At 73.4% G+C, this 23970-nt stretch carries 20 protein-coding genes and 1 pseudogene; 8 read left to right on the forward strand and 13 right to left on the reverse strand.

From position 1 onward, the window contains the following. Positions 1 to 77: 77 nt before the first annotated feature. Positions 78 to 1931, reverse strand: a complete 1854-nt coding sequence (locus RLT58_RS04005) for an RICIN domain-containing protein (protein WP_311308986.1) — start codon at positions 1929 to 1931, stop codon at positions 78 to 80. Positions 1932 to 2219: 288 nt separating this feature from the next. Here RLT58_RS04005 and RLT58_RS04010 point away from each other — a divergent pair, with 288 nt between their 5' ends. The 5 genes from RLT58_RS04010 (at position 2220) to RLT58_RS04030 (ending at position 7750) form a co-directional block, all read left to right on the forward strand. Further along, positions 2220 to 3455, forward strand: a complete 1236-nt coding sequence (locus tag RLT58_RS04010; protein ID WP_311308987.1) for an ROK family protein — start codon at positions 2220 to 2222, stop codon at positions 3453 to 3455. A gap of 218 nt (positions 3456 to 3673) precedes the next feature. Continuing rightward, complete coding sequence (locus RLT58_RS04015; RefSeq protein ID WP_311308988.1) at positions 3674 to 3967, forward strand: YciI family protein; 294 nt, start codon at positions 3674 to 3676, stop codon at positions 3965 to 3967. 194 nt (positions 3968 to 4161) lie between these two features. Then, positions 4162 to 4578: a spore wall synthesis regulator SsgD gene (locus tag RLT58_RS04020; protein WP_311308989.1), complete on the forward strand. Its 417-nt coding sequence runs from the start codon at positions 4162 to 4164 to the stop codon at positions 4576 to 4578. A gap of 320 nt (positions 4579 to 4898) precedes the next feature. Next, a complete protein-coding gene (locus RLT58_RS04025) occupies positions 4899 to 6530 on the forward strand; it encodes an ABC-F family ATP-binding cassette domain-containing protein (protein WP_311308990.1) in 1632 nt (543 codons plus the stop codon). Positions 6531 to 6772: 242 nt separating this feature from the next. Further along, positions 6773 to 7750 carry an acyl-ACP desaturase gene (locus tag RLT58_RS04030; RefSeq protein ID WP_311308991.1) on the forward strand — a complete coding sequence of 326 codons (978 nt, stop codon included), beginning with the start codon at positions 6773 to 6775 and terminating at the stop codon, positions 7748 to 7750. 48 nt (positions 7751 to 7798) lie between these two features. On the opposite strand, the gene RLT58_RS04035 is transcribed toward RLT58_RS04030, so the two are convergent. Then, positions 7799 to 11155, reverse strand: coding sequence for a hypothetical protein (locus tag RLT58_RS04035; protein WP_311308992.1), 3357 nt, complete (start codon positions 11153 to 11155; stop codon positions 7799 to 7801). A gap of 84 nt (positions 11156 to 11239) precedes the next feature. On the opposite strand from RLT58_RS04035, the gene RLT58_RS04040 reads away from it, so the two are divergent. Beyond that, complete coding sequence (locus tag RLT58_RS04040) at positions 11240 to 12154, forward strand: chitosanase (RefSeq protein WP_311314408.1); 915 nt, start codon at positions 11240 to 11242, stop codon at positions 12152 to 12154. Between the two features lie 77 nt (positions 12155 to 12231). Here the strand turns inward: RLT58_RS04040 and RLT58_RS04045 are convergent. From RLT58_RS04045 to RLT58_RS04090, 10 genes and pseudogenes are all read right to left on the reverse strand, one after another. After that, positions 12232 to 12498: pseudogene (locus RLT58_RS04045) on the reverse strand (GMC oxidoreductase); the annotation flags it as partial. A 58-nt stretch (positions 12499 to 12556) separates the two neighbouring features. Then, complete coding sequence (locus tag RLT58_RS04050) at positions 12557 to 12811, reverse strand: WhiB family transcriptional regulator (protein ID WP_311308993.1); 255 nt, start codon at positions 12809 to 12811, stop codon at positions 12557 to 12559. Between the two features lie 75 nt (positions 12812 to 12886). Then, on the reverse strand, positions 12887 to 13687 hold the full coding sequence (locus RLT58_RS04055; RefSeq protein WP_311308994.1) for a VOC family protein: 801 nt from the start codon (positions 13685 to 13687) through the stop codon (positions 12887 to 12889). 105 nt (positions 13688 to 13792) lie between these two features. Next, positions 13793 to 14866, reverse strand: a complete 1074-nt coding sequence (locus tag RLT58_RS04060; protein ID WP_311308995.1) for an LLM class flavin-dependent oxidoreductase — start codon at positions 14864 to 14866, stop codon at positions 13793 to 13795. A gap of 4 nt (positions 14867 to 14870) precedes the next feature. Beyond that, positions 14871 to 15758, reverse strand: a complete 888-nt coding sequence (locus RLT58_RS04065) for an ABC transporter substrate-binding protein (RefSeq protein ID WP_311308996.1) — start codon at positions 15756 to 15758, stop codon at positions 14871 to 14873. Beyond that, positions 15759 to 16517 carry an ABC transporter ATP-binding protein gene (locus RLT58_RS04070; protein WP_311308997.1) on the reverse strand — a complete coding sequence of 253 codons (759 nt, stop codon included), beginning with the start codon at positions 16515 to 16517 and terminating at the stop codon, positions 15759 to 15761. Next, positions 16514 to 17347: an ABC transporter permease gene (locus RLT58_RS04075; protein ID WP_311308998.1), complete on the reverse strand. Its 834-nt coding sequence runs from the start codon at positions 17345 to 17347 to the stop codon at positions 16514 to 16516. The genes RLT58_RS04070 and RLT58_RS04075 overlap by 4 nt, the downstream gene beginning before the upstream one ends. Continuing rightward, positions 17344 to 18366 (reverse strand): NrtA/SsuA/CpmA family ABC transporter substrate-binding protein, encoded by a 1023-nt coding sequence (locus RLT58_RS04080; protein WP_311308999.1) that lies wholly within the window; start codon positions 18364 to 18366, stop codon positions 17344 to 17346. The genes RLT58_RS04075 and RLT58_RS04080 overlap by 4 nt, the downstream gene beginning before the upstream one ends. After that, positions 18363 to 19391 (reverse strand): ABC transporter substrate-binding protein, encoded by a 1029-nt coding sequence (locus RLT58_RS04085; RefSeq protein WP_311309000.1) that lies wholly within the window; start codon positions 19389 to 19391, stop codon positions 18363 to 18365. Before RLT58_RS04085 ends, RLT58_RS04080 begins: the two co-directional genes overlap by 4 nt. A gap of 160 nt (positions 19392 to 19551) precedes the next feature. Continuing rightward, positions 19552 to 19662 (reverse strand): putative leader peptide, encoded by a 111-nt coding sequence (locus RLT58_RS04090; RefSeq protein ID WP_311309001.1) that lies wholly within the window; start codon positions 19660 to 19662, stop codon positions 19552 to 19554. A 192-nt stretch (positions 19663 to 19854) separates the two neighbouring features. Between RLT58_RS04090 and RLT58_RS04095 the strand changes: the two genes are divergently transcribed. Both RLT58_RS04095 and RLT58_RS04100 read left to right on the forward strand, forming a co-directional pair. Then, positions 19855 to 20637: an IclR family transcriptional regulator gene (locus tag RLT58_RS04095; RefSeq protein WP_311309002.1), complete on the forward strand. Its 783-nt coding sequence runs from the start codon at positions 19855 to 19857 to the stop codon at positions 20635 to 20637. 108 nt (positions 20638 to 20745) lie between these two features. Further along, a complete protein-coding gene (locus RLT58_RS04100) occupies positions 20746 to 22935 on the forward strand; it encodes a DEAD/DEAH box helicase (protein ID WP_311309003.1) in 2190 nt (729 codons plus the stop codon). A gap of 4 nt (positions 22936 to 22939) precedes the next feature. On the opposite strand, the gene RLT58_RS04105 is transcribed toward RLT58_RS04100, so the two are convergent. Then, positions 22940 to 23950, reverse strand: coding sequence for a multicopper oxidase domain-containing protein (locus RLT58_RS04105; RefSeq protein ID WP_311309004.1), 1011 nt, complete (start codon positions 23948 to 23950; stop codon positions 22940 to 22942). Positions 23951 to 23970: the final 20 nt, after the last annotated feature.

Here is a 23970-nt window from a genome sequence, read left to right on the forward strand (position 1 = left end):
GGGAGCCGAGGTGGGTTCGGGGCCGGGGTGCGCGTTACCCCCACAGGACGCGCACCCCGGCGGGGCACCGGCGTGGGTCAGGGCCTGTGGCCCTGACCCACGGCGGTGAGCGTGAGGGTCTGCTCGGCGGCGGTGCGGGCGCCGCCGACAGGGTTGCCCGTGCGGTCGGTCCACGCCCGGGTGGGCGTGGTCTCGGAGCGGCGTCCGGGGTCGGCCGACAGGCCGATGACGAGTCCGCTGTAGCGGTTGACCAGCCGGTAGGTGCCGGTGGGCCGGCCGTCGGCCCCGGAGCCCGGGACGACGAACCACTGCTGGCCGGCCGTGGGGCCCGCCGCCGGTGCGTCGGTCGCGGTGGGCCGTGCGCCCCAGGCCCGGCCCGCGTCGGACGTGGCGTCCACGCCCAGCAGTTGGCGGGTCGCGGCGTTGGCGATGCGGTAGGAGCCGTCGCCGTTGGAGGTGAAGACCCACCGGGCGAGGGCGGAGTCGCCGGGCGCCCTCGTCGAGGTGGTCGCGGTGCTGCCGGCGCTCTGGGCGAGGGCGCGGCCGTTGCCCGCCGCGATGGTGAAGGCCCGGCCCGTCTCGACGGGTGCGGCCGGGGTGCCGGTGTCGATGACGGTGTCGTAGTACTCGCCGTCGGCGCCTTCCGAGCACTGGAAGGAGCAGTAGCTGCGGAACTCCTTGCCCACGACGGTCGAGCCGGTGCCGCTGACCGGGTCGAGCATCCAGCGGTACCAGGAGCCCGTGCGGTAGGAGCCGGTGTCGCCGATGAGCCGCCACTTCTGGGTGGCCAGGTCGTCGGTGGCGTAGAAGCGCTGCGGCTCGGTGGAGTCCTGCACGACGGCCTCGGGCTGCCCGATGTAGAGGCCGAGGTGGGCGTCGTAGGCGATGTTCATGGTCAGCAGGTCGGACTTGGCGGGCAGTTCGCCGGCGTCCTGCTGTTCTTTCACGGAGCCGGGGACGGCCGGGTCGTAGTCGTGCTCGACAGCCGTGTATCCCGTGGGGTGGCCGGCGTCGACCGGCTCCATGTTGCTCTCCAGGCCGCCGGTCCCGGGCTGGGACCAGGCCCCGTCGTACCACTTGCGCCAGGAGCCGGGGGCCATCTTCGCGGACATCGGGGCGCGGGCGACATGCGCCCGGCTGCCGTCCGTCCAGCCGCCCGGCACACCGCCCTTCGGGATCACCCGGGAGTTGTAGTAGACGTAGAAGTATCCGGACGCGGTGTCCACGAACAGCCGGGGATCGCCGTTGCCGTAGTAGTACGTCTCGTGCGGGAACGCCCCGTCGTCGCCCCGGGCCGTGCTGTGGGGCGAGGTGAGGACATGGTCCTTGATGTCCCAGGTCCTGCCCTGGTTCCTGGAGACGGCGTAGTCGATCGCGTCGTAGTGCAGCCCGTCGCCGAAGGGGCTCGGGGTGAACTCGTTGTGCACCAGGCCGTACCAGTCGCCGGTGTCCGGGTCCACCCACACGCCCATCAGGTCGCAGTAGTTCTTCCGCGCGTAGGACGAGGGGGCGGGGGCGAACGTGGCCTCGCGGCCGGTGGGGCTGTTGTCGCAGCGCCAGGTGGTGTCGTTGTTCCGGTCCTCGGGGCGGGCGGGGTCGGCCGCGTCACTGATCGCGGCCGAGCGGGTCGCCGTGTCGAAGTCCCGGCCGGTGTAGAACGTCCACTCGCGGGGGTCGTCCGCGCCGTACAGGGCGTGGGCGGACTGGTAGTAGAAAGCCCCGTCCTTGTCGGTGTAGGGAGCGGCCGGACTGTCGTCGGGGTGGGTCCAGGGCCCCTTGGCCCCGACGGAGACGGTGTACGAGGGCGGCTCGGCGGTTCCGCCGGCCGAGGGGGGACCGGCCGATGCCGGACCGCCGGTGAGCGGGCCGAGCAGGACCGCGCCGATGAAGGACAGCGTACGGACGGCTCTTGTTCCGGGACGAGACGGCACAGCTACTCCTCTCAGGGCGCCCGGACACCCGTCGGGAGAGACGGTCCAGGGCGGCGAGATGTCCGAAAACTGATGGGTGATACCGCATCAGGACCCCGGACGGCGGGGGGTGTTCACAGCGTCGTGCTCATTAGTTCAAATAGAATCCGAACTAATGGAACGGCTGTCAAGGGATCCGAGGCGGCCGCCCGTATACAAGCCCGCGCCCCGGCCGGTGCGCGGGCTTGCCATCATGAGTGCGACGGCGGCCACGCAGCGGTGACGGCCCGACGAAGGGATGAGGATCCAGTGACCGACCCACAGCCGTACGCAGCCCCCGCCAGGCCCGCCGGCTCACGGGACCGGGCCTCCATCCGGCGCACCAACCTCGGCGTGGTGCTGTGCGCCCTGCGCGACCGGGGTCCGCGCTCGCGCGCCCAGATCGCCACCGACATCGGGCTGCCCAAACCCACGGTGACCAGCCTCGTCGCCGAACTCGTCGCCCTCGGCCTGGTCCGCGAGGGGCCCGCGCAGCGGGAGGGCACGGTGGGCCGCCCGGGCACCCTGGTGCACATCGACGGCGGCGACCTCTGCGGCATCGGCGTGGAGATCAGCACCAGTTACGTCCATGTCCTCGCGCTCACTCTGGACAGCCGGCTCGTCTTCGAGCACCGCGCGGCCGTCGCGGTCGCGGACGCCGGGCCCGAGGCGGTGCTCGACCTCACCGCGCGGAAGGTCAGGGCCTGCCTCGCCGCCCTCGGCCGCGACGGGATCCGCCCCGTCGGCCTCACCGTCGCCGCCCCCGGCGTCATCGACATGGCCACCGGGGCCGTCACGTACGCGCCCGCCATCGGCTGGCGCGAAATCGCCGTCGCCGACGGGCTGCGGGCCCGGCTGTCCCGGACCCCGCAGCAGATCACCGTGGACAACGACGCCAAGCTCGCGGCACTCGCCGAACACGCCCTGGTGCAGGGCGACGACATCCACGACATGGTGTGCATCACCGGGGAGCGCGGCATCGGCGCCGGCATCATCAGCGACGGCCGGCTGCTGCGGGGAGCCGGCGGGTTCGCCGGAGAGGTCGGGCACATGCCGCTCGACCCCCGGCAGCGGCCCTGCGTCTGCGGCCGGCGGGGCTGCTGGGAGGGGATGGTCGGCCTGGACGCGCTCCTGCGCCGGGCCGCGGACGGCGGCGACCCGGTGCACGACCCGGCCGTCGCACTCGAAACCCGGCTCACCGAGCTGCACCGCCGCGCCCGCGACGGCGACGCCCGCACCTGCGAGGCCCTGGAGGGCCTGGCGGACGACCTCGGCCTGGGGCTCGCCCTGCTCGCCGATGTGCTCAACCCCCGGGCGGTCGTGCTCGGCGGCTACTTCACCCACATCGGCGACCTCGTCGTGGACCGCGTCCGCGACTCGCTCCGCACCCGGGTCATGGCACCCGACGCGGGCGGCTGCGAGGTCCGGCTGTCCACCCTGGGGTTCACGGCGGCCGCCCGGGGCGGGGCCCTGCTGGCGCTCGACGCGGTCTACCGGAGTCTGTGACCGGGCCGCCGGAGCGCGGGAACCGCCGTACTAGGGCGTGTCGTCAAACTGGTGTCGTTGCCCGAAGGGCGGCCGGGCGGCGTCAGGTGCGTGCTCTCGGCGTGCCGGCCCCAGGCCCCTGTACTGGACGTACCGGGGTCTGGGGCCGGTGCGGCGAGAGTGCGTGCATGGCGCCGCCCGGCAGACGCCAGTTCGACGACACGCCCTAGCCTGGGATCATGTTCGTACTCGAGTTGTCCTACACCGCCCTGCTGGACCGTGTCGACGCCGCGCTGGAAGCGCATGTCGCCTGGCTCGACGCGCAGTACGAGGCCGGGGTGTTCATCGCCTCCGGCCGCAAGAACCCCCGGGACGGCGGGGTGATCCTCGCCGTCGGGGACGACCGGGCGGCGATCGAGGGGCTGGCGGCGACCGATCCGTTCGTCGTGCACGGCGTCTGCGCGTACCGCATCACCGAGTTCATCGCGACGAAGACGTCGCAAGCGCTCGCCCCGTACCGCCAACAGCTCTGAGCGGGCTCCCTTCCCGCGGCTGCCGGGCTCCCGGGCGGAGCGGTCCGGGTGGACCGCCGGTAACGGGGCAGGTGAACAGGGCGACGGTGTGCGGTGACGCAGCTCACGCCGTCCCCCGATGCACGGATCGACGGCCGGCGTCGTCCTTACGGGTGCCGGGAACCGTTCGTCCGGTCGCGAGAGGGAGCAGGTTCTTGTCCACCGTTATCGAACAGTCCGTACAGGCCCGCATGGTCGCGTCAGCCCCGCAGATGGAGACGCTGCCCGCCGTCCTGACCTACGACCGCCAGGACCCCTTCGCCGTGCGCATGGTCTTCCCCGCGCCGGCGACGCTGGAGGGGACCGAGGTGTCCTGGGAGTTCTCCCGGGAACTGCTCGCCTCGGGAATGGAGGCACCGGCGGGGGTGGGTGACGTACGGGTCAGACCGTTCGGCTACGACCGGACGGTGCTGGAGTTCCACGCCGCCGAGGGGATCGCGATGGTGCACGTCCGCACGGCGGAGCTGCGCCGCTTCCTGCGGCGGGCGCAGGAGCTGGTGCCCGAGGGCGACGAGTACCGCTTCCTGGATCTGGACCGGAATCTGACGGACCTGCTCGGCGGTCCGTGCTGAGCGCGCGCACGGCGCGGTAAATCCGGTTGCCCCCATCCGGGGCCCGGCGTACTTTCGTGCTGTCCTTGTTGTCGCCGAACGGAGTAGGACGTTGCTCGTCTGAGGTCTCGAGACACCGTGTCGCACGCCGTGTCCTGTCTGTCCGTACAGGCACACGTCCGCGTGCCCGAGTGTGACCTCAGCTCTCCGAGCCGTCCTCCGTGACCAGGTCGTCCCTCCGCACCTCCGGCATTCTTCACTCCCGGACGTCTGCGTGGAACGCCAGTGGCCGGTGTCTCGCCCCGTTGCCCCTGACCTTCCTCGCAACCGGGAGATTCCTTATGTCTGCCCCCGCCGCCCACATCACCTGCTCGTCGCTCTCCTTCGCCTGGCCCGACGGCAGCCAGGTGCTCGACGACTTCCAGCTCACCGTGGGCCCCGGCCGCACGGGGCTCATCGGCCTCAACGGCGCCGGCAAGTCCACCCTGCTCCGGCTGATCGCCGGTGAACTCGTCCCGGCCGGCGGCCACATCAGGACCTCGGGCGAGGTGGGGTACCTCCCGCAGAATCTGGTCCTGGACACCGGGCTGCGCGTCGACGCCGCCCTCGGCATCGCCGCCGTCCGCGAGGCGCTGCACGCGATCGAGGCGGGGGACGTCGGCGAGGAGCGGTTCGCCGCGGTCGGCGACGACTGGGACGTGGAGGAGCGGGCCCGCGCCACGCTCGACCAGCTCGGCCTCGGCCACATCGGACTCGACCGGACGATCGGTGAGATGTCCGGCGGCGAGTGCGTCCTGCTGCGGCTGGCCGCACTCCTGCTCGCCCGGCCCGAGGTTCTGCTGCTGGACGAACCCACCAACAACCTGGATCTGTACGCACGCGAGCGGCTCTACGCGGCGGTGGACGCGTGGCACGGGGTCCTGGTCGTCGTCAGCCACGACCGCGCGCTCCTGGACCGGGTCGACCAGATCGCGGATCTGCGGGACTCCACCGTCACCTGGTACGGCGGGAACCTCACGGCGTACGAGGAGGCGCTCGCCGTGGAACAGGAGGCGGCCGAGCGCATGGTGCGGGTCGCCGAGGCCGATGTGCAGCGGCAGAAGCGCGAGTTGGCCGACGCCCAGGTGAAGCTGGCCCGCCGCAAGCGGTACGGCCAGAAGATGCACGACCAGAAGCGCGAGCCGAAGATCGTCATGGGGGCCCGCAAGCGCTCCGCCCAGGAGTCGGCGGGCAAGCACCGCATCATGCACGCGGGCCGGCTGGCCGAGGCGAAGGAGCGCCTGGGCGACGCCGTCGATGCGGTGCGGGACGACGACGAGATCCGGGTCGAACTGCCGCACACCAAGGTCCATCCGGGCCGCGGCGTGCTGGAGCTGCGCGACCTGGAACTGGCCTACGGGGCACGGGTGCGGGGCTGGCTGGATGTGCGCGGCCCCGAGCGGATCGCGCTGGTGGGGCGCAACGGGGCGGGCAAGACCACCCTGCTGCGGACGCTCGCCGGAGAGCTGGAACCGGTCTCCGGCGAGGCCGTCGCGCAGGTGCCGCTGCGCTTTCTGCCGCAGCGCCTCGATGTCCTCGACGACAGCCTGAGCGTGGTGGAGAACGTGGCGCGGTTCGCTCCGGAGGTCACGGACAACCGGATCAGGGCGAAGCTGGCGCACTTCCTGTTCAAGGGGGCGCGCGCGGACCGGGCGGCGGGAACCCTGTCGGGCGGGGAACGGTTCCGGGCGGCGCTGGCCGCGCTGCTGCTCGCCGAACCGGCGCCGCAGCTGCTGATGCTGGACGAGCCGACGAACAGTCTGGACATGGCGAGCGTGCGCCGGCTGACCACGGCGCTGGACGCGTACGAGGGCGCGCTGATCGTGGCGAGCCATGACATCCCGTTCCTGGAGTCGCTCGGCATCACGCGCTGGCTGCTGCTCGACGGCGCGCTGCGGGACACCACGGCCGAAGAGGTGCGCGCCGGACTCTGAGACGGCGGGCAAGGAGAGGTGGGAGGGGGCGCGGGAGCGCGGAAACCGGCCGGGATTTTTCTGATTTTCCGAGCCGTTCCGCTCCCCGTCCTGACCCTCTGTAAACCCATCTGAGCTGGCCTTATGACACTGGGTGAGCATGCGTCGCCCGGACGGGCTTGGCGGCGGCCTTACTGCCGCTTTAACCTACGGTCTCGTAACCTACGAAGCCGTAGGTAATTCTCCCGTCCCCAGGAGCCCCCGTGACGATCACCTCTCCCCACCTCGGCAGTTCACAGGCGTGGACCGACGCCCAACTGCTGTACGCGCTGGAAGAGGTGGTGGAGAAGGAACTCAACCGCCATCTCAAGGTCGCCAAGGACTGGATGCCCCACGAGTACGTCCCGTTCTCCGACGGCCGGAACTTCCCCGGCATCTTCGAGGACGGCGAGGCCTGGCAGGCCGAGCAGTCCAAGGTCACCGACATTGGCAAGATCGCCCTCGTGGTCAACCTCCTCACCGAGGACAACCTCCCCAGCTACCACCACGAGATCGCCTCGCTCTTCGGCCGCGACGGCGCCTGGGGCACCTGGGTGCACCGCTGGACGGCCGAGGAGGGCCGGCACGGCATCGTGATGCGCGACTACCTGCTCACCTCGCGCGCCGTGGACCCGGACAAGCTGGAGCAGTTCCGGATGGCGCACATGGCGGAGGGCTTCGAGTCGGACAACCGGCACTCGATGCTGCACTCCGTGGCCTATGTGGCCTTCCAGGAGCTGGCGACCCGGGTCTCGCACCGCAACACCGGGCACCAGTCGGGCGACCCGGTCTGCGACCGGATGCTGGCCCGCATCGCCACCGACGAGAACCTGCACATGGTCTTCTACCGCAACCTCCTGGGCGCGGCCTTCGAGCTGGCCCCGGACCTGACGATGCAGTCCGTGCGCGACGTCGTCGTCAACTTCCGGATGCCCGGCCACGGCATGCCCGGTTTCGAGCGGGCCGCCGCGCAGATGGCGATCGGCGAGATCTACAACATGCGGATCCACCACGACGACGTCATCCAGCCCGTGCTGCGCTATCTCAAGGTGCTGGACATCGACGGGCTGGGCCCGGAGGGGCTGCAGGCGCAGGAGGAGCTCGGCCTGTACATGAACGGGCTGGACACCGAGGCGTCGAAGTTCGACGAGAAGCTCGCCGCGCGCAAGGCGCGGATGGCGGCCCGCGCCGCCCAGGCCTGACACCGGGCCGCCACGCTGCCCGCAGGGGGCTCTCCTGCGGGCAGCGGCTCATTCCCGGACCGTGACGTGCGCGTACGCCGCGTCGCGCACCTCCGCCTCCGGATGGCGCCGCAGCAGGCGCAGCTGGGTGCGCCACGGCCCGCTCCAGTCCGAGTGACGGCCGCCCGCCCCGGTCAGCTCCACGGCCAGCAGCCCCTGGGCGGTGCCCCGGTCCTCGGCCAGCCGCGCCGCGACCTCCAGCAGGGTGTCCGAGCCGTCCCGGCCGTGCGGTGCCGGCAGCCGGTTGGCGAACACGGCGGCGGTACGGGCCGCGAGGACGGGCCGGCCCTCGTGCAGGCGGGCGAGCCGGTCAAGCGCGGCGTACAGCGCGTCCGGCCCCTCGTCCGGGTCCACCGCCCTGACCAGCAGCTCGGCGGCCTGGGGTGCGTGGTCCCGGTACCGGGCCAGCAGCTCGCCTGCGGTGGTGAGGACGGGCCGCAGGGACGTCCCGGTGCGGCCCCCGGCGGACGAGGCGAGCCGGTTCACGAGGTGGACGAGCCGCTGGCGCTCCGGACGGTCGCGCTCGCTGCCGGCGTCGTCCATGGCCACGGCGTCCGCGAGGGTGCGCAGCGTCCGGACGAGTGCCTGCGCGGCCTCGCCCGCGGCGGGGGCCGCGGTCACCAGCGCGTCGGCGGCCGACCGCCAGGAGCGGCGGCGCCCGAGGTCCGTCGTCGCGGCCACCAGGACCTCGCAGGCGCCCGGCTCCCACGGCACCCAGCGGGCCACCACGGCATGGGCGGCGGCGGCCGGCTCCTCGTCGTGCATACCGCATGCCTCCCGCACCAGCCGGGCGTACCGGGCGCGGTGCGGCGCGGGCAGGTCCGGCGGCCGCACCCGCAGCACGGCGGCGCGCAGCACCGTGGCGCCGGTGGCCGCGTCCGTCAGCAGCTCCCACATCCGCTCGTCGTCGAGCAGCGAGACGGCGGCGGCCACGCAGACGGCCCGGACGTCGAGGTGCTGGCCGGGCGCGGCGCAGGCCTCGGCGACCAGGTCGGCGGCCGTGTCCCGGGGCAGCCGGGACACGGCGAGGCGGACCGTCTCCTTGCGGCTGGTCACCTTCCCGGTGCCGGGGGCCAGCCGGGCGCGGAGCAGCGGGGCGAGCAGGGAGGGGCGTACGTCCTGCGCGGCGCGGCCGGCCGCGAAGACGGCGACCCTGGCCCGGTCGTCCCCGTGGTGCGCGAGCAGTTCCGGCAGCACCTCGTCGGCCCGGTCGGTGCTGCCGAGCGCGGTGAGGGCGGCCTCGGCGAGGACCACGTCGTCGGAGCCGGTCCAGTCCAGCACCGCCCGGGCACCGGCCGACGGGACACGGGCCAGGGCGCGGACCGCCGTGGCGCGGGCGTACAGCGGCAGCTTCTCGTCCCGGGCCGCCCGCTCCAGCGCGCGCAGGGCGGCGCGGCGCTGGCGCGGCACCCAGCGGCGGACGTCCACGGGGTCCACGGTCCACGGAGTGCCGGGCGGCAGGAAGCGGCCGTACGGCGGCGGGTCGGCGAGGTAGGGGTCGAGGAGGTCGGTGCGGCTGCGGGTCAGGACCCGCAGCACCTCGGGCAGGGCGCCGGCGGAGGGGTCGGCCGCCAGGATGCGTGCGACGCGCTCGCCGCGGTGCGCGACCGGCTCCAGCCACAGGCCCACCGCGGTTCTGGCCTCGTGGTTCTCCCCGAAGCGGACCGCCTGCTCCAGCAGGTCCTGCAGCTCGGGGAGTCCGGCCGCGCGGCGGCCGAGCGCCCGGGCCAGCGCGAACACCAGCCCGTGGTCCGCCCTCTCGGTGCCCGCCTCCATCCAGGGGCGCAGGGCCTCGAAGACCTCGGACTCCTGGCCCCGCCGCAGGGTCCGGTCGAGCCGTCCGAGGTCCGCTCCCCCGGTGTTGCCGGAGATCCGGACCAGGGTGCGCAGGGCCCAGTTGACCAGGGCGCGGTGCCGGGTCGCGGCGTGTTCGCGCAGGAGGCGCAGGGCGAGTGCGCTCAGCGCGTGCCGGGTGGCCGGGGAGGAGTCCCTTGCCTCGACGGCGTCGGACGCCGTCCGGTCCAGCGCGGGTTCCACGTCGTCGGTGAACAGGGCGGCCGGGACCGCCGCCAGGGCGCCCAGCGCGGCCGAGCGGACGGGGTCCTGTTCGTTGCGCAGCCGGGCCATGTCGTCGAGCAGGGCGGCGACCGGTTCCGGGGCGCCGGAGCGGGCCGCGTTGCGGATGAGCAGCGGCCAGGCCAGGGCCCGGTCTTCGGCGGACGGCCTGCGGGTGGCGGTGAGCAGCCGCTCGCGTACCTCGGCCACGGGCAGATACGACTCCGCGAGCAGCACGGTGCCCCACTCCGCGCCGCTGCGGGCGGCCCGCTCCGCGAGCCGCCGGGCCTCGTCCGCGACGGCGCTGCGCGGCAGGGCGTCGAGCACCGCGGCGTCCACGGTGACGGCCGCCCCCCGGCCGAGCCCGGCCACGACCGAGGCGTGGAAGGAGCCGCGGCGCCCCGGCGGGAGGGCCTGGAGCAGCTGGACCAGCCCCCGGGCGCCCTGCGGCATGGTCCGGCCGAGCTCCACGAGGAGCCCTTCGGGCGCGGTGCGGGCCAGCCGGTACAGGACGCTCCTGCCGAGGGTGCCCGCCCACAGCATCCGCTGGGTCCCCCCGGGGCGCAGCAGGAGGCGGGCGACCCGGGCGGGGTCGGCGGCGGCGAGGGCTCCGAGCCGGCCGGTGAGCGGCGGGGGCAGGGTGGGCGGTCCGAAGCGGTCGAGCAGGTCGAGGACGCGGCCTGGGCGGATCGTCGCGGTGGCGGCGACCCCGGGTGCGTACCGCTGCCACCAGTCGGCGCGGTGGGCCCCGGGCAGATCGGCGAGCTGCCGCTCCACCGCGTCGAGGAGGAGGTCCGGGTGGGCGCGCGCGAGGGTGCGCGGGCCGCGTACGGCGTGCAGGAGCGCGGGGAGCAGCCGGGCCGCGGTGGCGGTGGTGCAGCCCGGCAGCAGTACAAGGGCCTCGGAGTCGCCCCAGACCTCGCGCACCTGGTCGATCAGCCGGTCGGCGAGCGCGGTGCGCCCGTCGGTGACGACGGCCCGGAGCAGCCTGCGGCGTGCGGTGCGGGGCAGGTCGTCCAGGGCGCGTTCATAGGCCGTGTCCGGGACGCCGAGGCTGTGCGCGACACGCAGGGCGTGCCCCTGCACGAAGGGGTCCGGGTCGGCCAGGCGCGCGGCGATCCAGTCCCGGTCCTGTCCGGCGGACGCCGCGACGACGGCGGTCTCGCGCTCGTAGGCATCGCCGTCGTCCAGGTCGTCCAGCACGGCACGGAGCCGCCCGGATGCGGACAGAACGCGCGCCCTGGCGGCGAGTTCGCGCATGCGCCGCGGATACGGGAGCGGGTCGAGGGCCTTCAGCAGGGCGTCGGTCATGCGGCGATTGTGCCGTGCGGGTCCCGGCCCCGGCCCTGGCCCTCCCCGGGATTGCGCGGACCGTACTCTGTGCCGGTGAAACCTGTGACCCGCGTCGTGCTCGTCGGCGCGCCGATACTCATAGCCGCCGCCCTCGTGTTCAACAGCGGCGGCGGGTCCGCGCTCCCCAAGGGCTCCCCCACGGCCGGGGCGTCGCCCGCCCGGGCCCGGGCCACCGATCCCGACCCCTATCTGGCGGCGGACGCGGACGAGCGCCGCCGGCTGGACGCGCGGGTGAAGGCGGCGCCGGCCGGGCTGGATGATCCGGCGATGCGCGAGATCGCCTGGAAGCTGTCGTCCAGTGCGGAGAGTTCGACGCTGGACTGGCGCAGCCAGTACGCCGCCATCGAGGACAACGGGGACGGCACCGGCTACGCGGCCGGGATCATCGGGTTCTGTTCCGGTACGCACGACATGCTCACGTTCGTCGAGGCATTCACGAAGGACCATCCGGACAGTCCGCTGGCACCCTTCGTCCCGGCGCTGCGCTCGGTCGACGGCACCGGCTCGCACGAGGGCCTGGACCCGGGCTTCACGGCCGCGTGGAGGAAGGCGGCCGAGGACCCGGCGTTCCGCCGGGCGCAGGAGCAGGTGCGGGACAAGCAGTACTTCGAGCCGGCGGTGCGGCTGGCGAAGCTGGACGGGCTCGGCGCGCTCGGCCAGTTCATCTACTTCGACACGATGGTGCTCCAGGGGGCCGGCGCCGAGGCGGACTCGTTCTACGGCATCCGCAGGGCCGCGTTCGCCGAGGCGGACTCGGTCACCGACGGCGGCGACGAGGCGGCCTATCTGGACGCCTTCCTGGACGCGGCCCGGGCCGTGATGAAGTCGAAGAGGAACCAGCAGGACACCTCGCGCATCGACACCGCCCAGCGCGCGTTCCTGGACGACGGCAATCTGGCGCTGGAGCCGCCGCTGACCTGGAAGATGTACGGGGAGACCTTCACCGTCCCCTCGTGACCCGCCCGGCCCGCCTCGGCGAGAGTGCGCGATGGCGTCGCCTGGCAGACGGGAACGGCCGGACAGGCCCCAGGCGCGGCGTCCTGTCTGATCAGCTCGGCCGCCTTCTCCGCGAGGGCGACGGTCGGCGCGTGCGTGTGGCCCCGGGTGATGCGCGGCATCACCGACGCGTCGACGACGCGCAGGCCCGTCACCCCGCGCACCCGCAGCGCCGGGTCGGTGACGGAGCCCGGGTCCTCGCCCATCCGGCAGGTGCCGACGGGGTGGTAGAGCGTCTGCGCGGCGGACCTGGTCGCCTCCGCCAGGCGGTCGTCGTCGACCGGTCCCGGGTAGGGGGCCATCGGACCGGCGGAGCCCCGCAGGCTCTCCTGCGGGCCGAAACCTCGCACGGACAAGGGTGGTTCACCCCTGGTCTCGGCCAACTCGGCGCAGCCGCTCGCGCTCCTTCTCGGAGAGCCCGCCCCACACGCCGAAGCGCTCGTCGTTGTCGAGGGCGTACTCCAGGCAGGCCTGGCGTCCTTCGCAGGCGTTGCAGAGCTGCTTGGCCTCGCGGGTGGAGCTGCCGGGGGCGGGGAAGAAGAACTCGGGGCCCGCTTGCGCGCACAGCGCGGTCTCCTGCCAGGCGAGAGCGGGGTCGGTAGCGGCGTTGATCAGCATGGTGCACACCATGCCCCGCCGCGATAAACGACTGATCAACGCCGCGTCAATCGGTCGCCCGCGGCCGTGGCCGGATCAGCTCCCGGGCCGGGTCGCGCTCCTGATCACGGCGAACGCCGCGCCGAACGGATCGGTGACGTCGGCGAAGGTGCCCACGTCGGCCATCTCCAGCGGTTCCAGGGTCAGTTTGCCGCCGAGCCGCTCGACCTCGGCCACCGTGGCGTCACAGTCCCCGACCTCGATGTACGGCAGCCAGTGCGGACCTTGAGCCGCCCGGACGGGTACGGCGTCCAGCGGTACGAGCCCGCCGAATCCGGCGTCCTGCCCGCCGCCCGCGGTCCTGATCACGGTGTACGCGCCGTCCCCGCCCGGGTAGGGCGTCCGGGCGGTCTCCCAGCCGAAAACGGCCGAATAGAACGCCGCTGCGGCCGGTACGTCCGGGGTGTACAGCTCGGCCCAGCACAGGCTCCCGGGGTCGCCGACGACGCCGAGCCCGGGGTTCGCCCTCGGCTGCCAGACGCCGAAACAGGCGCCCGCCGGGTCGTGGAACCCGCCCATCCGGCCGTACTCCAGCACGTCCATCGGCGGGAAGAGCGCGGACCCGCCGGCCTTCTCGACGGTCCTGGCGGTCGCCTCGGCGTCGCCCGACTGGAAGTACACCGACCAGGACGCCGCCGCCTGGTCCTCGGGGACCGTCATGACGCCGCCGGTCGTCCGCCCGTTCAGCGTGAACATCCCGTAGCCCCCGGTCTCGGGGCCTCCGGCCTCGTACTCCCAGCCGAACAGGGCGGTGTAGAAGTCCGCGGCCCCTTCGAGATCCGGGGTGCCGAGATCCATCCAGTCGGGGGCTCCGTCGGTGAAACGGGTGGTGAGCATGGTGCGCTCCTTCGGTGGTCCCGTCCTCGGACACATCAGGGGTCCGGCCTGATGTGTCCGAGTCTGGCACCGGGCACGGACAACCGCAGTCCGTGCGCACCGGGCTCAGCGTGTGATGCCCAGGGCCGGGAGCACGGTCTCGGCCACCCGGTAGGCCTCCTCCAGCAGCGGGTTGCCGGAGAGGATGAAGGTGTCGACGCCCAGGTCCTCGAACTCCTTGAGCCGCTCGACGACCTGGGCCGTCGAGCCCACCACCGCCGTTCCCGGGCCCGGCCGGAACAGGCTCATGCCGGGCCACATGTTGGGGTGGACCTCCAGCTCACGGGCGTGCGCGGGGACCCTGCCGCCGTGCTGGCGGAACTGCCGTTGCCAGCCCACACCGTCCTCACCCGTCCGGTCGCCGAGCTGCCGGGCGTAGGTGGCGTCGCTGGTGACGTCCAGCAGCCGGTCGGCGGCGGCCCATGCCTCGTCCTCGGTGTCGCGGACGATCAGATGCAGCCGCAGGCCGATCCTGAGCGTGCGGCCGTACGCGGCGGCCCTGGCCCGGACCCGGTCCAGCTTCTCCTTCAGCAGGTGCGGCGGCTCTCCCCAGGTCAGGAAGACGTCGACGTGCTCGGCCGCCATCTCGATGCCGGGGTCGGACGAGCCGCCGAACCAGAGCGGGATGTGCCCGTCCTGGACGGGCTTCAGCTCCCGGAAGGAGGCGCCGGCGTTCTTCAGGTCGTAGAAGCGGCCCTTGTGGTCGAAGACCTCGCCGGCCGTCAGCCGCTTCACGATCGACCAGTACTCCGCGCTCAGCTCGTACCGTTCGTCGTGCTCCACATGGAGTCCGTACTCCTGGAGCGACTTCGTTGAACCATTGACCACGTTGAAGCGCAGCCGGCCCCCGAAGAGGGTGTCGAAGCTGAGCGCCATCTTGGCCAGCAGGGTCGGTGAGATCAGTCCGGGGTGGACCGCGAGCAGCGGCTTGAAGCGGGTGCCGGTGGAGGCGGCCAGCGCGCTGCCGAGCGGCCAGACGTCGTACAGGTCGGTGGCGAGGAGCGCGCCGGTGTAGCCGAGCCGTTCGACCGTGCCGGCGAGCTGGGCGAGATAGCCGAGGTCGACCGGGCGGCGGCCCGCCGGCTCCCAGGGGTAGGCGCCCTCGCGCGGAATGACGTACCAGAGGACTTCGGTCGCCATGTCGTCATACCGCCTTGTCGGCAGGCACCCGGGCCAGGGCCTGGGCGACGGTCACCGGGCGGTCGATGAACCCGGTGCGGTGGAAGATGTCGGCGGCCTCCTGCTGCTCGGCGATGAACGCGTCGGAGACGGGCTCGATCGTCCAGGGCAGCGAGGCGAGCGCGGTCTCCCAGTCGTCGGCCGATCCGCCGAGGTCGGCGGCGGCGATCTCGGCGGCCTGCCGGGGGTGGGCGGCCGCCCAGTCGTCGGCGCGCCGGAGCGCCCGGGTCAGGGCCTCGACGACCTCGGGCCGGGACTCGGCGAGGTCGCGGCGGGTGAAGAACACGGAGCGGTCGCTGATGACGTCGCCGGTGCGGACGAGGGTGCGCAGCCCGCCGGTGCGACGGGCGGCGGCCAGCTCGGCGCCCTGGGCGACCCAGGCGGCGATCCCGCCGGTGCGCAGCAGCTGCTCGCTGTCGGCGTTGCTGCGGACGGCGGTGATGTCGTCGGCGTAGGAGAGGCCGGCGTCGTCGAGGGCCTTGGCGATCAGATGGGTCTGCCAGGAGCCGATCGCGAGGTGCACGGTCGAGCCCCTGAGCTCGGCGACGGTCCGCACGGGGCTGTCCTCGGCGACCAGCAGCGCGCCGTGTTCGGGGCGCGGGGCGGAGACCGCGGTGTAGACGATGTCGTGCCCGGCGGCCTGGGCGGTGACCGGCGGGGTGGAACCGGTGCCGCCGAAGTCGATGACGCCCCGGGTCAGCAGCTCGCCGGTGCGTACGCCGTTGCTGTACGGGTGGAAGACGACGCTCTCGCCGAGCGGCGCCAGCTCCTCCTGGGCGAAGCCCAGCCGGGAGAGGTGGTACAGGTGGTAGAGGGACGGGTTGCTGCTGTGGACACCGATGGTGAGGGTCATTCAGATCACTCCGGCTTCGGTACGGTCGGGGGACGGGAGGGACGGCGCGGCGCTCTCGACGCCGAGGTCGGCCAGCAGGCGGCGGCGCAGGGCCGCGAAGGCGGGGTCGCCGGGGTCCCGCGGCCGGTCGACGTCGACGGTCTCGTCAGTGACGAGCCGCCCGTCGCGCAGCACGGCGACCCGGTCGGCCAGCCGTACGGCCTCGTCGACGTCATGGGTGACGAGCAGGACGGCGGGCCGGTGGCGGCGGCACAGCTCGCCGACCAGATCCTGCATCTTCAGCCGGGTCAGCGCGTCGAGCGCGGCGAACGGCTCGTCGAGCAGCAGGAGTTCGGGCTCCCGGACCAGGGCGCGGGCGAGGGCGACGCGCTGGGCCTCGCCGCCGGAGAGGGTGGCAGGCCAGGCCTCGGCGTGGCGTTCCAGGCCGACTTCGGCCAGGGCGCGCAGCCCGTGGGCGGCGCGGCTGCGGGGCAGTGCGACCGTGACGTTGGCGAGGACCTTCTTCGACGGGACGAGGCGGGGCTCCTGGAAGACGATGGTGCGGGCCTCGGGGACGAACACCTCTCCCCCGTCGGCCCCGTCGAGCGCCCCGAGGATGCGCAGCAGAGTCGTCTTGCCGCTGCCGCTGGCCCCGAGCAGGGCGACGAACTCGCCCCGGGCGATGTCCAGTCGCAGTCCGTCGAGGACGGGGCGCTCACCGAAGACGCGGCGCAGGCCCCGTACCCGTACGGCGGGTGCGGACGAGGCGGGATCGGTCATCGCGCGGCTCCCTGGGGGGTGCGCCACGGCATCAGCAGGCGCTCCAGCAGCCGCACGAGGATGTCGGCGGTCAGTCCGAGGAGCCCGTAGACGAGGATGCACACGGCGAGGATGTCGGTGCGGGCGTAGCTCTGGGCCTGCGACATCAGATAGCCGATGCCGGCGGTGGCGTTGATCTCCTCGGCGGCGATCAGCGCGATCACGCTGAGGGTCATCGACAGACGCAGCCCGGCGAGCAGGGAGGGCAGTGCGCCGGGCAGGACGACCTCGCGGACGAGGGCGAGGCGGCCCATGCCGAAGCTGCGCATGGCCTCGATGAGTTTGGGGTCGGTGTTGCGGACCCCGCTCGATGTGGACACGTACATCGGGAAGGTGGTGGCGACGGCGATGAGGAGGATCTTCGCGGTCTCGTTGATCCCGAACCAGACCATGAACAGCGGCACCAGGGAGAGGAAGGGGATGGTGCGCAGGGTCTGGAGCGAGGAGTCGAGGAGTTCGTCGCCGAGGCGGGTGAATCCGGTGGTGATCCCGAGGGTCAGACCGGCGGCGAGCCCGATGAGGAGGCCGAGCCCCGAGCGGGTGAGGGAGGTGGTGAGGGCGTCGGGCAGCTGCCCGTTGCCCCACAACTCTCCTACGGCGCCCAGCACTTCGCCGGGTGAGGCCAGCACGTCGGGGGTGAGGAGTCCGGTGGCGGACGCCGCCCACCACAGGACCAGCAGCGCCACCGGGCCGATGGCGCGGACGGTCAGCGCGTAGCCCCGGCCGCGGGCCATGCTGACCCGGGGGCGCGGCCGGACGAGTCCTGCGGGCGCGGCGGCGGTGTCGCTCATGTCAGCTTCCCGACGTCGAGCAGGTGCGCGGCGACGTCGACCCGGTCCTTGGTGACCTTCTGCTCGGCGTAGAACGCGGCGACGTCCTCGAAGCGGGCGATGTCCTCGGGCCCGATCGGGTCGACCGTGCCGCCCTTCGCGGTGAACGCGGTCTGGACCTCCTTGGCCTTGCCTGTCACGGCCGTGGGGCCGACGTCGGTGAAGACGTTGAGGTAGGCGGCCGGGTTCTGCTTCTCCTTGGCGCTGGCCTCGTGGAGGTACCGGTAGAGGGCCTGGACGACCTTCGGGTGCTGTTCGGCGAACGCGGTCCGCACGGCGTTGAGGCTGTAGTTGTCGGAGCCGATCGCGGCGCCGTCGGCGACGAAGTGGGCCTTGCCGCTGCCGATCTCGGCGACCGCGTAGGTGGCCCAGACGGCCCAGGCGTCGACCTTGCCTGCGTTGAAGACGGCCGCGGTCTGGTCGGGGCGCAGATAGACCCGGGTGACCCTGTCCGCCGGGATGCCGGCCTTGGCCAGGGCCTTGAGCAGCAGGTACTCGCCGGTACCGCCCTGGTTGACGGCGACCTTCTTCCCGACCAGGTCGGCGACCGAGTCGATCCCCGAGCCGTCGCGGACGAGGATGCCCTCGCCGGCGGCGTCCGGGTCGACGGCGGTGAAGAACTTGAAGCCGGGCTTCTGGGCGAGCGAGGTGATGCCGGAGGTGATGGAGCCGGTGGCGATGTCCAGCTGGTCGGCGTTCATCGCCTGGGCGGCGGGGGCGAACGGGCCGGCGCTGCCGGTCCACTTCACCTTGGCGCCCGCCTTGGCCAGGGCCTTGTCCAGGCTGCCGTCCTTCTTGCCCAGGGCGAGCACCCCGGAGTTGCCGGGGTCGGGGATGCGGACGGTCACGGTGGACCTGCCGCCGGAGCCCCCGTCGGCGCTGTCGGCCTCGGATGTGCCGCAGGCGGTGAGGGCGACGAGCGCGGAGACCGTGAGGAGCGCCGGGAGAGCGGTCGTACGCAGTGGTCGGGCGAGATTCATGATGAGGGGTCCTCGGGGCTCAGGGGTACGGGGGTGCGGCGGGCCAGTGCGGTCGCACGGCGCAGCGGTTCGGGGTCGGCCCAGGCCGTGACGTCGACGGGCTCGGGCAGGAAGCCGTGGGCGCGCAGCCCTGCCTCCTGTGCGGCGAGCAGGGCGAGGCGTCCGGCGGACAGGTCGGGGTGGAGGGTGAGATGGGTGCCGGGCCGGTAGGCGCCTGCGACTCCGTCGGCGCCGGCCCCGGTCTCGGCGCCGAGGATGCGGGCGACCTCGCCGGGCTGTCCGGCGGCCCAGTCCGCGGCCCGCAGCAGGACGGCCAGGAACCGGTCGACGAGGTCCGGGTGGTCGTCCAGCAGCTGCTGGTGGACGGTGATGGGGCGGGGTGTGCCGTTGTTGACGCGGAAGCGGCGGTCGGGCAGGTCGTCGAGTTCGACGGCGACCTCGGCCCCGGCCCGGCGGGCCGCCTCGACGGCCAGCGCGCCCTTGACGTACACGGCGTCGACGTCGCCGCGGCGCAGCGCGGCCAGTTCGGCGGCCCACTGGCCCTCGTACCCGTCGGCGGGTACGTCGGCCAGGGAGGCGTCGTCGAGCGCGAGTCCGGCGGAGGCGAGCGCTCCCTCGAAGCCGCGCAGCGCCATGGCCCGCCAGAAGTCGATGGCGATGGTGTGCTTCGGCACGGCGAGCCGCAGCCCGCGCAGGGCCTCGGCGCCCCGGATGCCGGAGCCGGGTGCGACCAGGACGGTCTGCCGTTCCTCGATCCAGGTGAGACCGATCAGCCGGGTGCGCTCGCCGCGCGAACGGGCCCACAGGGCGGGCACGTTGCCGCCCTCCCGGAAGAGTCCGGGCAGGGCGTGGGTGTAGTGGGCGGCGCGGTCGGCGTCCGGGGAGGCCTCCTGGAGGGAGCGCACCGCGATGCCGTCGGCGGCGAACTCCTCGGTGAGCCAGCGCCGGTCGGCGGCGATGCCGGTGGCGGTGGGCACGGGACAGCGGGTGAACCAGAGGGTCGGGGGCAGGACGGCAGACGTCATGGAGTCTTCCCGGGGATCGGTGAAGCGGGGGTGGCGGCGGGCGCGGCTCGCACGGCCCCTCGGCGGGCGGCGCGTACGGCGGCGGGGCCCGCGCGGCGTCGGACCGGCGCGGCGGGCGGCGAGGGAGCGAGGAGGAAAGAGAAGGGGGCGGTGCGGGAGGTCAGCGACAGGCGGCGCTGGACACGCGGGCCAGGTCGATGTGGCGGCGCAGCGTGAGGGCGAGCGGGACCGGAGCGGCGTGGGCGGGGGTCGCGGTTCGGCGGCCGGCCATGGCACTGCTCCCTTCGGCTCGTCGATGATGACGGCTGCAGCCTGCCACGGCGCCCGGCCCGCCCACAACTCGCTTCCCATGATGTGGGATTACATATGAACGCAGTGTTTCACCAGGCCGTATCGGACCGATGGGGCTCCCGTAATGTGGCAACGTCAGGACCCGCATCCCCACGAGCGGAGAGTGAGCACCATGACCGAGGCCGCCGCAGTACGCGCTCCGGGCGGAGCGCAGGCGGTACAGCGCGCCCTGGACGTCCTGCACTGTTTCCACGACAACGGCCCCGATCTCAGCGCGTCCGATCTCGCCCGCCGCCTCGCGCTGTCGGTCTCCACGGCCCACCGGCTGGCCCGCACCCTGCTCGGCGCCGGCTTCCTGGAGCAGGACGCCCGCACGTCCCGCTACCGGCTCGGCCCCGCCGTGACCGAGCTGGGCCGGCTCTCGTACCACCAGCGCGGGCTGCATCTGGCCGCCCCCGAGCTGGCCGATCTCGCCGAACGCACAGGCGCCACCGCCGACCTGGCGCTGCGCAGCGGGCCGCACGCGGTGATCGTGGCGGGCGGTTCGGTGACGCCCAAGGTGGGGCTGCGCCGGCCCCTGCACTCCACCGCCCTGGGCAAGGTGCTGCTGGCCTGGGCTCGGCCGGGCGAGGGCGGCCCCTCCTCGCTGCCGCCGCTGCCCGCCTTCACCGAGCGCACGATCGTGGACCCGGCGGCCCTGGAGAAGGAGCTGACGCGGGTACGGGCCGAGGCCTACGCCGTCAACGACGGGGAGTCGGCCCACGGCGTGCGGACCCTGGCGGTGCCGGTGCTGGACGGCGCCGGGTACGCGCGCTTCGCGCTGGCGGTCCGGGCCACCCCGTCCGTGATCACCGAGGCCCGCACCGACTGGTTCCTGGAGCAGGCGCGCGCCTGCGCCCGCGCCCTGGAGGTGCTGCTGCTCTCCCCGGCGGAGCGGCGGCCCCCCGCGCGCTGAGCCCGGGGCCTGTCCGCTCCGGCTGTCAGTCGCGCGTGGGACGATATGAGTCGCTCCGGGCGGATGCGGACGGAGCGGCGGCGAGGCGGCGGGGACAGAGGGACGTACATGACTGAGGCGGGGTCCACGCAGGGCGGGGCACCGACCGGGCGGGCCGCCCGGGAGCTGCTCGCACGCGCCGATGAGCTGCTGGGCGCGGCGCGCGGGGTGCTGGCCGACCACACCCGCGCGGTCGACGCCGTGCGCACCGCCCTGGACCCGCTGCTCGACGCCCTCGTCCGGGACGAGCTGACGTCCATCCCGGTCGCCCGGCTCAAGGACGTCACCGAGGGCCGGCTGCGCCTCGGTGCGGTCGAGCAGGCAGGTTTCACGACGGTCGGGCAGGTGTACGGGACGAGCCGTTACGAGCTCCGCCAGATCCCCGGGGTCGGTGCGCAGACCGCCGACCAGACCCTGGCCGCCGCGGGCCAGATCGCGCACGCGGTGCGGGACACCGTCGCGCTGCGGATAGACGTGGACACCCCGGACGGTCCCACGACCGCACTGGTCACGGCGTTGTACCGGCTGGTGGAGGCCGGGCCGGACGTGCGGCGGGCGGTGGACGGGGCCCGCCGGCTGACCGGGCGGCTGGAACCCTTGCTGGAGACGGCCGGCCCGGCCCGGGGCCGGCTGCGGATGCTCTTCGCGCGGCGGCGGGCCCGCGCGCAGGCGCTGGAGGCCGTCGCCGGTGTGCGGGCGGCCGTGGCCGACGCGGTGGAGCGCGAACTGCCGTTGCTGTTCGGGCAGGTGTCGGTCGATCTGCTGCGGGCCCCGGAGTCCGATGTCGCGGTCTGGGTGGACTTCGAGCTGCGGTCCGCCGAGTACTACAGCCTGCTGGCGGAGATGTCCGGCACGGGGCCCGACCGGGACGCGGCCGAGGGCTTCCTGCCGTCCGGGATCGCGGACCGGGTGCGCGGGCTGCGGCTGGACGACGCCCGGCTGCGGGTGTCCCTGCGCGGCTACCAGTCCTTCGGCGCGCGCTTCGCGCTGGCGCAGAAGCGGGTGATCATCGGCGACGAGATGGGGCTCGGCAAGACCGTCCAGGCCATCGCCGCGCTGGCCCATCTCGCGGCGCGCGGTCAGACGCACTTCCTGGTGGTGTGCCCGGCGAGCGTGCTGATCAACTGGACGCGCGAGGTCCGTGCCCGCTCCACCCTGCGGGCGCTGCCGGTCCACGGCCCCGAGCGGCGCGAGGCGTTCGCCGAGTGGTGCGCGGGCGGCGGGGTCGCCCTGACCACCTTCGACGCGCTGCACACCCTGCCGGCCGCCGGCGACAGCGGTGTGCGCCCCGGCATGCTCGTCGTCGACGAGGCGCACTACGTGAAGAATCCGGCCACCCGCCGGTCCCGGGCGGTGTCCGGCTGGTCGGAGCGGACCGAGCACGTCCTGTTCCTGACCGGCACCCCGATGGAGAACCGGGTGGAGGAGTTCCGCGCCCTGGTGCGCCACCTCCAGCCCGAGCTGGCGCCCTCGATCAGCGCCGGCCACGGCGTGGCGGGGTCGCAGGCGTTCCGCCGGGCCGTCGCCCCCGCCTATCTGCGGCGCAATCAGCAGGACGTCCTGACCGAACTCCCCGCCGTGGTGCAGGTGGACGAGTGGGAGGAGTTCAGCGAGGCCGATCTGCTGGCCTACCGCGAGGCGGTGGGCGCCGGGCACTTCATGCGGATGCGCCGGGCGGCGTACGCGCACCCGGCCACCTCCGCGAAGCTGAACCGGCTGCGGGAGCTGGTCGCGGAGGCGGCGGGCAACGGCCTCAAGGTCGTCGTGTTCTCCTACTTCCGCGAGGTGCTGGAAACGGTCCGGCAGGCCCTGGACGAGGGCGTTTTCGGCCCGCTGTCCGGCAGCCTGCCGGCTTCCCGGCGCCAGGAGCTGATCGACGGCTTCGCGGCGGTGGAGGGCCACGCGGTGCTGCTGAGCCAGATCCAGGCCGGCGGGGTCGGGCTGAACATGCAGGCCGCGTCGGTCGTCATCCTGTGCGAACCGCAGATCAAGCCGACGATGGAGCACCAGGCCGTCGCCCGCGCGCACCGGATGGGCCAGATACGAACGGTCCAGGTGCACCGCCTCCTCGCCGCGGACAGCGTCGACCAGCGGATGCTGGACATCCTGGCCCGCAAGGAGCGGCTGTTCGACGCCTACGCCCGGCGCAGCGACCTCGCGGAGACGACGCCGGACGCCGTGGACGTGTCGGAAGGGTCGCTGGCCCGCCGGATCGTCGAGGAGGAACAGCAGCGCCTCGCGGCGAAGGCCGGGGCCTAGGGCCCTAGTGGCCCTTGTGCGCCTCCGTCTTCGCGGGCCCGTCCGGCGGTGTCGACGCCATCGTGTGACCGTCGTGCCCCGGTACGGTGCCGTCCGCCTTGGCGACCAGCAGCATTCCGGCCATGCCCATGTCGGAGTGGCTCTGCACATGGCAGTGGTACATCCAGGCGCCCGCGCCCACGTGTTCGCCCGCGATGACCTGGAAGCCGAAGGAGTCCGCGGGCCCGACGATCTTCGTGTCGATGACCCTGGTCGGGTCGTCGGGCCCGGTGAGCAGGCCGGTGCGGTTGTCCGCCCAGCGATGACCGTGGACATGGAAGGTGTGGTAGTACTCGCCGTGCGTGATCATGACGACTTCCAGCCGGTCCCCCACCGTGGCCTCGAAGTCGGGGCTCTGGTCGGCGGGTTTGTTGTTGATCGTCATGTCGTTGAAGACGATCGTGATCGTCTTGTCCGGCAGGATGTCGCCCTGGCGCCGCACGATCAGCGGGCCGTACAGCCCCTTGCGGATGCCGCCCGTGCCGTGGTCCGTGCCGACGGTGTGGTCGTGGTAGTGCCAGTAGCCCGCGCTGCCGGGCTGCCAGGTCCCGTCCTTGCGCCGGCCCGGGGCATGGGTGCGCCAGGTGTACGTACGGGACTCGCCCGGTTCGACGATGCTCCGGTTCATCCGGGTGCCGTCGCTCGCGATGTCGTAGTCGACGCCGTGCGCGTGCAGGCTGGCCGCCACGTCCATCGTGTTCTCGAACTCGATGTGCAGCGTGTCGCCCTCGTTGATCTCGATGAGCGGTCCGGGGATCGAGGCCTTGCCCTTCTCCAGCCCGTAGCCCATCGAGCCGTCCGCCAGCTTCTCGGCGTACAGCTTGAGATGGCGCACCACCCCGCCGGCCGGAGCCGTACGCGGCGGGTTCTCCGCGGAGGTGGCCTCGATCGCGCCGAGGGACAACGATGTCACGCCCGTCGCGGCGACCACCCCGCCGCCCATCAGCACCCGCCGGTTGAAGCTCCTGCGATCCATGTCGAACTCCCCACTGTGGG

The sequence above is a fragment of the Streptomyces sp. ITFR-16 genome (assembly GCF_031844705.1).
Classification (GTDB): Bacteria; Actinomycetota; Actinomycetes; order Streptomycetales; family Streptomycetaceae; genus Streptomyces.

Bases quoted from the DNA above. Each gene is read 5' to 3' on its own strand.
- RLT58_RS04095 (WP_311309002.1), top strand. From the start codon at position 19,855: ATGACCGAGGCCGCCGCAGTACGCGCTCCGGGCGGAGCGCAGGCGGTA.
- RLT58_RS04065 (WP_311308996.1), bottom strand. From the start codon at position 15,758: ATGACCCTCACCATCGGTGTCCACAGCAGCAACCCGTCCCTCTACCAC.
- RLT58_RS04090 (WP_311309001.1), bottom strand. From the start codon at position 19,662: ATGGCCGGCCGCCGAACCGCGACCCCCGCCCACGCCGCTCCGGTCCCG.
- RLT58_RS04060 (WP_311308995.1), bottom strand. From the start codon at position 14,866: ATGGCGACCGAAGTCCTCTGGTACGTCATTCCGCGCGAGGGCGCCTAC.
- RLT58_RS04050 (WP_311308993.1), bottom strand. From the start codon at position 12,811: ATGCTGATCAACGCCGCTACCGACCCCGCTCTCGCCTGGCAGGAGACC.
- RLT58_RS04035 (WP_311308992.1), bottom strand. From the start codon at position 11,155: ATGACCGACGCCCTGCTGAAGGCCCTCGACCCGCTCCCGTATCCGCGG.
- RLT58_RS04070 (WP_311308997.1), bottom strand. From the start codon at position 16,517: ATGACCGATCCCGCCTCGTCCGCACCCGCCGTACGGGTACGGGGCCTG.
- RLT58_RS04075 (WP_311308998.1), bottom strand. From the start codon at position 17,347: ATGAGCGACACCGCCGCCGCGCCCGCAGGACTCGTCCGGCCGCGCCCC.
- RLT58_RS04025 (WP_311308990.1), top strand. From the start codon at position 4,899: ATGTCTGCCCCCGCCGCCCACATCACCTGCTCGTCGCTCTCCTTCGCC.
- RLT58_RS04100 (WP_311309003.1), top strand. From the start codon at position 20,746: ATGACTGAGGCGGGGTCCACGCAGGGCGGGGCACCGACCGGGCGGGCC.
- RLT58_RS04015 (WP_311308988.1), top strand. From the start codon at position 3,674: ATGTTCGTACTCGAGTTGTCCTACACCGCCCTGCTGGACCGTGTCGAC.
- RLT58_RS04085 (WP_311309000.1), bottom strand. From the start codon at position 19,391: ATGACGTCTGCCGTCCTGCCCCCGACCCTCTGGTTCACCCGCTGTCCC.
- RLT58_RS04055 (WP_311308994.1), bottom strand. From the start codon at position 13,687: ATGCTCACCACCCGTTTCACCGACGGAGCCCCCGACTGGATGGATCTC.
- RLT58_RS04105 (WP_311309004.1), bottom strand. From the start codon at position 23,950: ATGGATCGCAGGAGCTTCAACCGGCGGGTGCTGATGGGCGGCGGGGTG.
- RLT58_RS04080 (WP_311308999.1), bottom strand. From the start codon at position 18,366: ATGAATCTCGCCCGACCACTGCGTACGACCGCTCTCCCGGCGCTCCTC.